This is a genomic window from Bradyrhizobium sp., from assembly GCF_052389815.1.
In the GTDB taxonomy this organism is placed as follows: Bacteria; Pseudomonadota; Alphaproteobacteria; order Rhizobiales; family Xanthobacteraceae; genus Bradyrhizobium.
This window is the reverse complement of sequence record NZ_JBQTHN010000038.1, coordinates 34,647-43,038: the sequence shown is the minus strand read 5'-3', so window position 1 is coordinate 43,038 and position 8,392 is coordinate 34,647. Positions and strand designations below refer to the sequence as shown.

The 8,392-nt window shown below is 66.5% G+C and carries 8 protein-coding genes; 7 read left to right on the top strand and 1 reads right to left on the bottom strand.

Annotated features, from left to right (window positions below):
• Positions 1-184, top strand: a 184-nt coding sequence (locus tag ACT4OC_RS08465) for a hypothetical protein (RefSeq protein WP_444838520.1), incomplete at its 5' end; no start/stop codon positions are given.
• A 190-nt stretch (positions 185-374) separates the two neighbouring features.
• Here the strand turns inward: ACT4OC_RS08465 and ACT4OC_RS08460 are convergent.
• Positions 375-1,709, bottom strand: coding sequence for a dihydroorotase (locus ACT4OC_RS08460; RefSeq protein ID WP_444838519.1), 1,335 nt, complete (start codon positions 1,707-1,709; stop codon positions 375-377).
• Between the two features lie 126 nt (positions 1,710-1,835).
• Between ACT4OC_RS08460 and ygfZ the strand changes: the two genes are divergently transcribed.
• The 6 genes from ygfZ (at position 1,836) to ACT4OC_RS08430 (ending at position 8,244) form a co-directional block, all read left to right on the top strand.
• Positions 1,836-2,717 (top strand): CAF17-like 4Fe-4S cluster assembly/insertion protein YgfZ, encoded by an 882-nt coding sequence (ygfZ, locus tag ACT4OC_RS08455; RefSeq protein WP_444838518.1) that lies wholly within the window; start codon positions 1,836-1,838, stop codon positions 2,715-2,717.
• 10 nt (positions 2,718-2,727) lie between these two features.
• Complete coding sequence (locus ACT4OC_RS08450) at positions 2,728-3,357, top strand: DNA-3-methyladenine glycosylase I (RefSeq protein WP_444838517.1); 630 nt, start codon at positions 2,728-2,730, stop codon at positions 3,355-3,357.
• A complete protein-coding gene (locus tag ACT4OC_RS08445) occupies positions 3,354-3,959 on the top strand; it encodes a YfbR-like 5'-deoxynucleotidase (protein WP_444838516.1) in 606 nt (201 codons plus the stop codon). The genes ACT4OC_RS08450 and ACT4OC_RS08445 overlap by 4 nt, the downstream gene beginning before the upstream one ends.
• 69 nt (positions 3,960-4,028) lie before the next feature.
• Positions 4,029-4,535 carry a tyrosine phosphatase family protein gene (locus ACT4OC_RS08440; protein ID WP_444838515.1) on the top strand — a complete coding sequence of 169 codons (507 nt, stop codon included), beginning with the start codon at positions 4,029-4,031 and terminating at the stop codon, positions 4,533-4,535.
• Between the two features lie 19 nt (positions 4,536-4,554).
• Positions 4,555-5,532 carry an NUDIX hydrolase gene (locus tag ACT4OC_RS08435; RefSeq protein ID WP_444838514.1) on the top strand — a complete coding sequence of 326 codons (978 nt, stop codon included), beginning with the start codon at positions 4,555-4,557 and terminating at the stop codon, positions 5,530-5,532.
• Between the two features lie 45 nt (positions 5,533-5,577).
• Positions 5,578-8,244 carry a DUF2339 domain-containing protein gene (locus ACT4OC_RS08430; protein ID WP_444838513.1) on the top strand — a complete coding sequence of 889 codons (2,667 nt, stop codon included), beginning with the start codon at positions 5,578-5,580 and terminating at the stop codon, positions 8,242-8,244.
• The last annotated feature ends 148 nt before the right edge of the window (positions 8,245-8,392 follow it).

The window sequence follows — 8,392 nt, the reverse complement described above, 5'->3', positions numbered from 1 at the left end:
CAAACCATTGCGCGGGGAAGGTCGGGATGTCCTGGCTGTACCTGTCAAATCCGTGTGCGTTTTCTTACTACCGTTGCACACGGTGCTGCGGGCGCAGCCGGCGCCCGGCCTTCTCCGCGCCCTCTTTTCAAAGAGGGAGCAAACGAAATTGCAGAACCCGGACAAAAACGAGTCGCGGGAATGAGAGCGCATGTCCTCTTCACCGCCATTGCGAGCGAAATCCGTAGGGTGGGCAAAGCGACTTGTCCGCCGTAGCTCGAAGAGCGAAGGCGGAAGCGTGCCCACCTTGCCGGGCACATCGTGAATGGTGGGCACGGCGCAAGAGCGCCTTTGCCCACCTACACAACTTCGTTTCGCTCGCAATGACGGCGCGGTTACGCCTTCAACGTCTCCAGAAACCGCACCGGCTCGCCGGTCGACGGCGCGACCACCTCACCCTGCCACATCACGCGCTTGCCGCGCACGAACGTCCCGACCGGCCAGCCGGTGACGCGCACGCCGTCATACGGCGTCCAGCCGGCCTTCGAGGCGATCCACGCGTTGGTGATGGTCTCGCTGCGCTTCATGTCGACCACGGTGAGGTCGGCGTCGTAGCCGGCTGCGATGCGGCCCTTGCAGGCGATGTTGAAGAGCCGCGCGGGGCCGGCGCTGGTGAGATCCACGAAGCGCGCCAGCGTCAGCCGGCCGGCATTGACGTGATCGAGCATCAAGGGCACCAGCGTCTGCACGCCGGTCATGCCCGAGGGAGAGGCCGGATAGGTCTTCTGCTTTTCTTCAAGCGTATGCGGCGCGTGGTCGGACCCGAGCACGTCGATGATGCCCTGCTCGATGCCCACCCAGATGCCCTCGCGATGATCGGCCGAGCGCACCGGCGGGTTCATCTGCGCCAGCGTGCCGAGCCGCTCGTAGCATTCCGGCGCCGCCATGGTGAGGTGGTGCGGCGTCGCCTCGCAGGTGGCGACGTCCTTGTGGTCGCGCAGGTACTCGATCTCCTGCTTGGTCGAGATGTGCAGCACGTGGATGCGTTTGCCGGTCTCGCGCGCGAGATTGACCAGGCGTTGCGTCGCCAGCAGCGCCGCGGTCTCGTCGCGCCACACCGGATGCGAGCGCGGATCGCCCTCGATGCGATGAGGCTTGCGGTCGTTGAGCCGGTACTCGTCTTCGGCGTGGAAGGCGGCGCGGCGGCGGATCACCTGGAAGATGCGGCGCAGGCTCTCGTCGTCCTCGACCAGCAGCGAGCCGGTCGACGAGCCGATGAACACCTTGACCCCGGCGCAACCCTCGGCGCGCTCCAGCTCCGGCAGATGGTTGACGTTCTCCCGGGTGCCGCCGATGAAGAAGGCGAAATCGCAGTGCATGCGATGCCGGCCGGCCTCGACCTTGGCGGTGAACGCTTCCTCGGTAACGGTCAGCGGATTGGTGTTCGGCATCTCGAACACGGCGGTAACGCCGCCCATCACGGCACTTCGCGAGCCGGTCTCCAGATCCTCCTTGTGGGTCAGCCCGGGCTCGCGGAAATGCACCTGCGTGTCGACAACGCCGGGCAGGATATGCAACCCCCTGCAATCGATCACCTCGTCGGCCGAATCCGTGTTGAGCCCGCCGATCGCGGCGATGCGGCCCCTCGTGATACCGATATCGCGGACGCCCTCGCCGTCCTGATTGACCACGGTGCCGGATTTTAGAATGGTGTCAAAACGCTGATTCATCGGTCCTCATCGGTCCGCTTTGCCTGTCGCGCGGGCCTTGTTCGGCGTACTCTAGCGCCTTAACTTCGCAGGGGATATTGGCCCGGGGCCTTTCCCAAAGGAACTTGAAAGAGAGCAATCGAGGGTATGAAAGCAGCGTTTTTGCCCGATCGCGGCGTCGTCAAGGTGAGCGGCGAGGATGCCCGCAGCTTCCTCAACGGCCTGGTCACGACCGACGTCAACCAGGTTCGTCCCGGCCTCTCGCGCTTCGGCGCGCTGCTGACGCCGCAGGGCAAGATCGTCGTGGATTTCCTCATCACCGAGGCGCCTTCGGGCCATGGCGGCGGCTTCCTGCTCGACGTCTCGCGCGCCCTGGCGCAGGGCCTCGCCGACAAGCTCAAATTCTACAAGCTGCGCGCCAAGGTCGCGGTTGAGAACCTCTCCGACACCATGGGCGTGCTGGCGGCCTGGGAAGGCGAGCCCGCGATGAAGCCGGATCTTTGCTTTGCCGACCCGCGCAACGCCGCGCTCGGCTGGCGCATCCTGATCCCGGAAGAGCTGAAGCAGAAAGTGGCCGACGTGATCGGCGCCGGGCTCGTCGATGACGGGGAATACGAAGCCCACCGCATCGTCTCGGGCGCGCCGCGCGGCGGGCTCGACTTCATGTACGGCGACGCCTTTCCGCACGAGACCAACATGGACCGCCTGGGCGGCGTCGATTTCGACAAGGGTTGCTATGTCGGCCAGGAAGTGGTGTCGCGGATGCAGCATCGCGGCACCGCGCGCACGCGCACGGTCAAAATCATTCTCGACGAATTCTCGCCGGAGCCGGGCCAGCCGATCCTCGCCGGCGACAAGCAGGTCGGCACCATGGGCTCAACCGCGGGCAAGCACGGGCTGGCGCTGATCCGCACCGACCGCGTCAGCGATGCGCTCGAGGCAGGCGTCCAGCTCACCGCGGGCGGCCTTCCCATTCGCATCGCCGAGCCCGGTGAATTGCAGCCCCCGCCGAAGCAGACCGTCGCATGAGCGCATTGCCATGAGTAGATCTGCCGCACGTCTGCATCCCGACGGCAAGACGCGCTGCCCCTGGCCGGGCGAAGACCCGCTCTATGTCGGCTATCACGACACCGAGTGGGGCGTGCCCGAATATGACGACCGCGCGCTGTATGAAAAGCTGATCCTCGACGGCTTTCAGGCCGGCCTGTCCTGGATCACCATCCTGCGCAAGCGCGATAATTTCCGCCGCGTCTTCGACGATTTCCAACCCGAGAAGATCGCGCGCTACAACGCGAAGAAGATCCACGCGCTGATGAACGACGCCGGCATCGTGCGCAACCGCGCCAAGATCGAAGGCGCGATTGCCAGCGCCAGGTCGTATCTCGACATCATGGAGAAGGGCCCGGGCTTCTCGAAGCTGCTGTGGGACTTCGTCGACGGCAGGCCGAAGGTGAACCGGTTCAAGACCATCGCGAGCGTGCCGGCGTCCACGCCGGTGTCGGTGCAGGTCTCCAAGGAGCTTTCCTCGCGCGGCTTCAAGTTCGTCGGCCCCACCATCGTCTACGCCTTCATGCAGGCGACCGGCATGGTCAACGATCATCTCGTCACCTGCTTCTGTCACGAAACCTGCGGCCACAAGCCGCGCTCACCGCGCCTCAAGGCGAAATGAAGAAGCGGTCGGCAATACAGGATCGCGCCTGGCAGCGGATGCTGTCGGGCCGCAGGCTCGACCTGCTGGATCCCTCGCCGCTCGACATCGAGATCGCCGACATCGCCCATGGCCTGGCCCGAGTGGCACGCTGGAACGGCCAGACCTCCGGCGCGCACATCTTCTCGGTAGCGCAGCACACGCTTTTGGTCGAATGCGTGATGCGCAAGCAGATGCCGCGCGTCGATGCGCGATTTCGCCTCGCCGCGCTCCTGCACGATGCGCCCGAATACGTCATCGGCGACATGATCTCGCCGTTCAAGGCGGTGATCGGCGGCGACTACAAGGTGGTGGAGCGGCGGCTGCTGTCGGCGATCCACATCCGCTTCGGGCTGCCGGCCGCGCTCGCCGACGAGATCACGCAGGCGATCAAGGCCGCCGACCACGGCGCGGCATATCTGGAGGCGACGCGGCTTGCCGGCTTTTCCGAAGCCGAGGCCCGCCGCCTGTTCGGCCGCGACCCCGGCCTGCCCGCAACCACCGAGCGCGAGTATTTGACGCCATGGACCGCCGCCAGGGCGGAAAAGCAGTTCCTGGCGCGGTTTGCCGGCCTTCACAAGTGAATATCCGGCCTATGACTGCTTTCTCCACCCCGCGACGGGCCTTATAGTTCGGGAAAAACAGGGAACGCCATGCTTCACGTCTGTTCGCTCGCCGCCCTGCCGGAAACCGTGCGCTCCACCGGCGCGAGCCACGTGCTCACCGTGATGGCCAATGTCGAGCAGGTGGCACGCCCGGTCTCGGTGCTGCCGGCCAATCATCTCAAGGTGTCGATGGACGACATCACCGAGCACGTGGACGGCTTCAATGCGCCCTGCGAGGCCCATGTCGAGAAGGTGCTGGCCTTCGTCCGCGACTGGGACCGTGCAGCGCCGATGGTGGTGCATTGCTATGCCGGCATCAGCCGCTCCACCGCGAGCGCCTTCGCCGCGGCGTGCCTGCTCAATCCGCAAAAGGACGAGGTCGCGATCGCTCGGGCCATCCGTGCCGCCTCGCCGATCGCGTCGCCGAACCGGCTGATCGTCAGCCTCGCCGACAGGCTGCTCGGGCGCGACGGGCGCATGCTGCGCGCGCTCGACGAGATGGGCCCCGGAAGCATCATGGCCGAGGGCCGGCCTTTCCGCATCGATCTCGATTGAGGGAAGAAACCGACGCCGGATGAGCGACAAGCTTCTGACGCCGATCGAGATAGGGCTGACCGCGGCAATCGTCGCGATCGAAGGCAGCGAGCCGACGATCCTGATCGCCTCGGGCGGGGCGCCGGACGATCTCGCAGGGCTGCCGTTCGGCCCGTTCGACGCGGTCAAGCACCGCACCTTCGAGATCGGGCTGCGCGCCTGGGTGCAGGAACAGGCAGGGCTTCGCCTCGGCTATGTCGAGCAGCTCTACACCTTCGGCGACCGCGGCCGGCACACCGGGCCCGGCGACACCGACGTCCACGTCGCCTCTATCGGCTATCTCGCGCTGACCCGCATGGCCGACAACGCCCAGCGCGCGCCCGGCGCGCATTTCGAGCCCTGGTATCGCTACTTCCCGTGGGAAGACTGGCGCACCGGGAAGCCCGCCATGATCGAGCGCGATATTCTGCCCGAACTCACCCGCTGGGCCGCGCAACCGGCCGAGGCGGAAGCGGCGCGCGCGCTCTCGCGCAAGGACCGCGTGCGGCTCAATTTCGGCTGCGACGGTTCGCAATGGGACGAGGAGCGCGTGCTCGACCGCTACGAGCTGCTCTACGAGGCTGGCCTCGTGGAGGAAGCCAGGCGCGACGGCCGTGCGGCGGCTCTGTCGCGCAAGGCCCTGCCCGCGCTGGGCGTCGCCATGCACTTCGATCACCGGCGCATCCTCGCCACCGCCATCGCAAGATTGCGGGCAAAGCTGAAATACCGCCCGGTGGTCTTTGAACTTTTACCCAACGAGTTCACACTCACTGAATTGCAGCGTACGGTCGAGGCCATCTCGGGCCGCCACCTGCACAAGCAGAATTTTCGCCGCCTGGTCGAGAGCACCGCGCTGGTCGAACCGACCGGGGTCATGTCGACACAGACCGGCGGCCGGCCGGCCGCCTTGTTCCGCTTCCGCCGCGAGGTGCTGCAGGAACGGCCCGCGCCGGGTCTTGGCGTGCGCGCACGCCGCTAGAAAGGTCAGAGGCGACAGGCCCATCGGGCTGGGGGAGATTTGATCTTGGAACTCATCGCATTGGTGATTGCTATCGTCGCGGTGATCGTGGCGTTCAAGTCATACAGCCAGATGGCCGCGCTGCACGCGCGCATTCAGGCGCTGGAAGCGGCGCGAACTATGGCAGCACCAGCTGTCGCGCCGCCGCCACTGCCGCCGCAGGCTGCGCCTTCCGCAACGGAGACCATATCCACGACCGCAGAGGCCGCGCCGCCGATTGCGCCGGAGCCGACGCCGCAACCCGCACCACAAGCAGCCGGCGCCGAGATGGCTCCCCCACCGCTGCCGGAAGACCAGCCGGGCTTCGAGGAACGCATCGGCACGCGCTGGGTGGTCTGGGTCGGCGGATTGACGCTGGCGCTCGGCGGCTTCTTCATGGTGCGCTATTCCATCGAGGCCGGCCTGCTCGGCCCCGGCGTGCGCACCATCCTCGGCGGCCTGTTCGCCTTGGCGCTGCTCGCCGCCGGCGAATGGACCCGCCGCAAGGAGAGCATCTCGCAGATCGCCGCACTGCCGATCGCCAACATTCCGGCGATCCTCACCGCGGCAGGCACGGCGGTTGCCTTCGCCACCGTCTATGCGGCCTATGCGCTCTACGGCTTCCTCGTGCCCGCCACCGCCTTCATCCTGCTCGGTCTGGTCGCGCTAGGCACGCTCGCGGCTGCGCTGCTGCACGGGCCGGCGCTGGCCGGGCTCGGCGTCGTCGGCGCGTTCGTCACACCGGTCCTGGTTTCGTCGGACAAACCGGACTACTGGGCGCTCTACATTTATCTCGCCATCGTCACCGCTGCGGCGTTCGGGCTGGCGCGGGTGCGGCTGTGGCGCTGGCTCGCCGTCGCCACCCTCGTCTTCGCCTTGCTCTGGACATTCCCTGGCCTGGGCCCGTCGACCATCGGTCCACACCTGTTCCAGGTCATCACCGGATTCGTGCTCGCCGCGCTGCTGGTCGTCTGCGGCTTCATGTTCGGACCCGCAGCAGAGGAAGGCCAGATCGAGCCGTTCTCCTCGAGCTCGCTTGCCGTCTATCTGTTTGGTGCAACCCTCATCGTGCTGAGCGGCCATCATGCCGACCCCGCGATGATCGGATTCGGACTGCTGGTGGCCGGCACGCTGTTCGTTGCCTGGCGCGCGGAATCCGCCACCGCGGCAGTTGCTGTCGCGGCCGGCTTCGTCTTCATCGTGTTCACCGAATGGGCAGTGCGCGCCAACCCCGACATGCTGGTGCTGCCCGGCGGAGCGCTGCCCGGCATCGGCCCGTCCGCCACCGACGGTTCCGTCTCGCTGCATCTCGTCGCCGCCGCGGTGTTTGCCGCCGGCTTCGGTGTTACCGGCTTCCTGGCGCAGGGCCGCTCGAGCAATCCCGCCATTCCGATCGTCTGGTCGGCTTCCGCGGTGTTCACGCCGCTGGCATTGCTGGTGGCGCTGTACGCACGGATCGCGCATTTCGACCGCTCGATCCCGTTTGCGATCGTGGCTGTCATCCTTGCGGCTGCGTTCGCCGCAGCGACGGAAACCTTAAGCAAGCGCGAGGACCGGCCGGGACTGCAGGCGGCAATTGCGCTGTTCGCCACCGCCACGCTCGCCGCGCTGGCGCTGGCGCTGACCTTTGCGCTGGAGAAAGGCTGGCTCACCATTGCGCTGGCGCTGATGTCGCTCGGCACCGCCTGGATCTCGCTACAGCGGCCGATCCCCTTTCTGCGCAACCTGGCCGCGATCCTAGCCGTCATCGTCGTGATGCGGATCGGCTACGAGCCTCGCATCGTCGGCGACGCCGTCGGCACCACGCCGATCTTCAACTGGCTGCTCTGGGGCTACGGCATTCCGGCACTGTGCTTCTGGGGCGGCGGCTACTTCCTGCGCCGCAATGGCGACGATCCGCCGCTGCGCGCGGTGGAGGCTGCCGCGATCCTGTTCACCGTGCTGCTCGCCTTCATGGAAATCCGCCACTTCGTCAACAACGGCGATGTCTACCGCCAGAGCGCGGGCCTTACCGAGGTCGCGCTGCAGGTGTGCGTGGCGCTCGCGATGGCGATCGGGCTGGAGCGGCTGCATCTGCGCTCGGGCAGCATCGTGCACAATTTCGGCGCCGTGGCGCTGACGCTGTTTGCGGGTGCGGCCGTCGTGCTCGGCCTGTTCATGCTGGACAATCCGCTGTTCTGGCACATCGACGTCGGCGGCACGATCTTCAATCTGCTGCTGCTCGGCTACGCCCTGCCCGCGCTGCTGGCGCTGTCGTTGTCCTATGCCGTGGCGGGCCATCGTCCGTCCGAATATGCCAACACGATCGCCGGCGCCGCGCGCGGCCTCGCGCTCGCTTATGTGACGCTGGAAATCCGCCGGCTCTATCACGGCCCGGTTCTCTCGACCGGACCCACCACGGACGCCGAGCAATACACCTATTCGATCGCCTGGCTCATCTTCGGCGTCGCGCTGCTGGGCGCCGGCATCGTCTTCAACTCGCAGCGCGCGCGGCTCGCCTCCGCCGTCGTGATCGCGCTGACCATCGGCAAGGCGTTCCTGATCGACATGTCGGAGCTGACCGGCGTGTACCGGGCGCTGTCCTTCATGGGCCTCGGCATCGTGCTGGTGGCGATCGGCTGGCTCTACCAGCGCATCCTGTTCCGGAAAGCACCGCCGCCCGCCCCCGCCGCAGCGCAAGGAGAGCAGGCATAGTCGGTCAATCGGGGTTCACGCGATTTTGCGTCATGAAATAATCCAGTCGGCGCACGATGTTAGCGCCGGCCCCTCGCCAGACATCTTGCGACCACAGTTCCGATCTGCAACAGCGGTGTTCGTGCCTATATAGTCAGCAGAGCATATT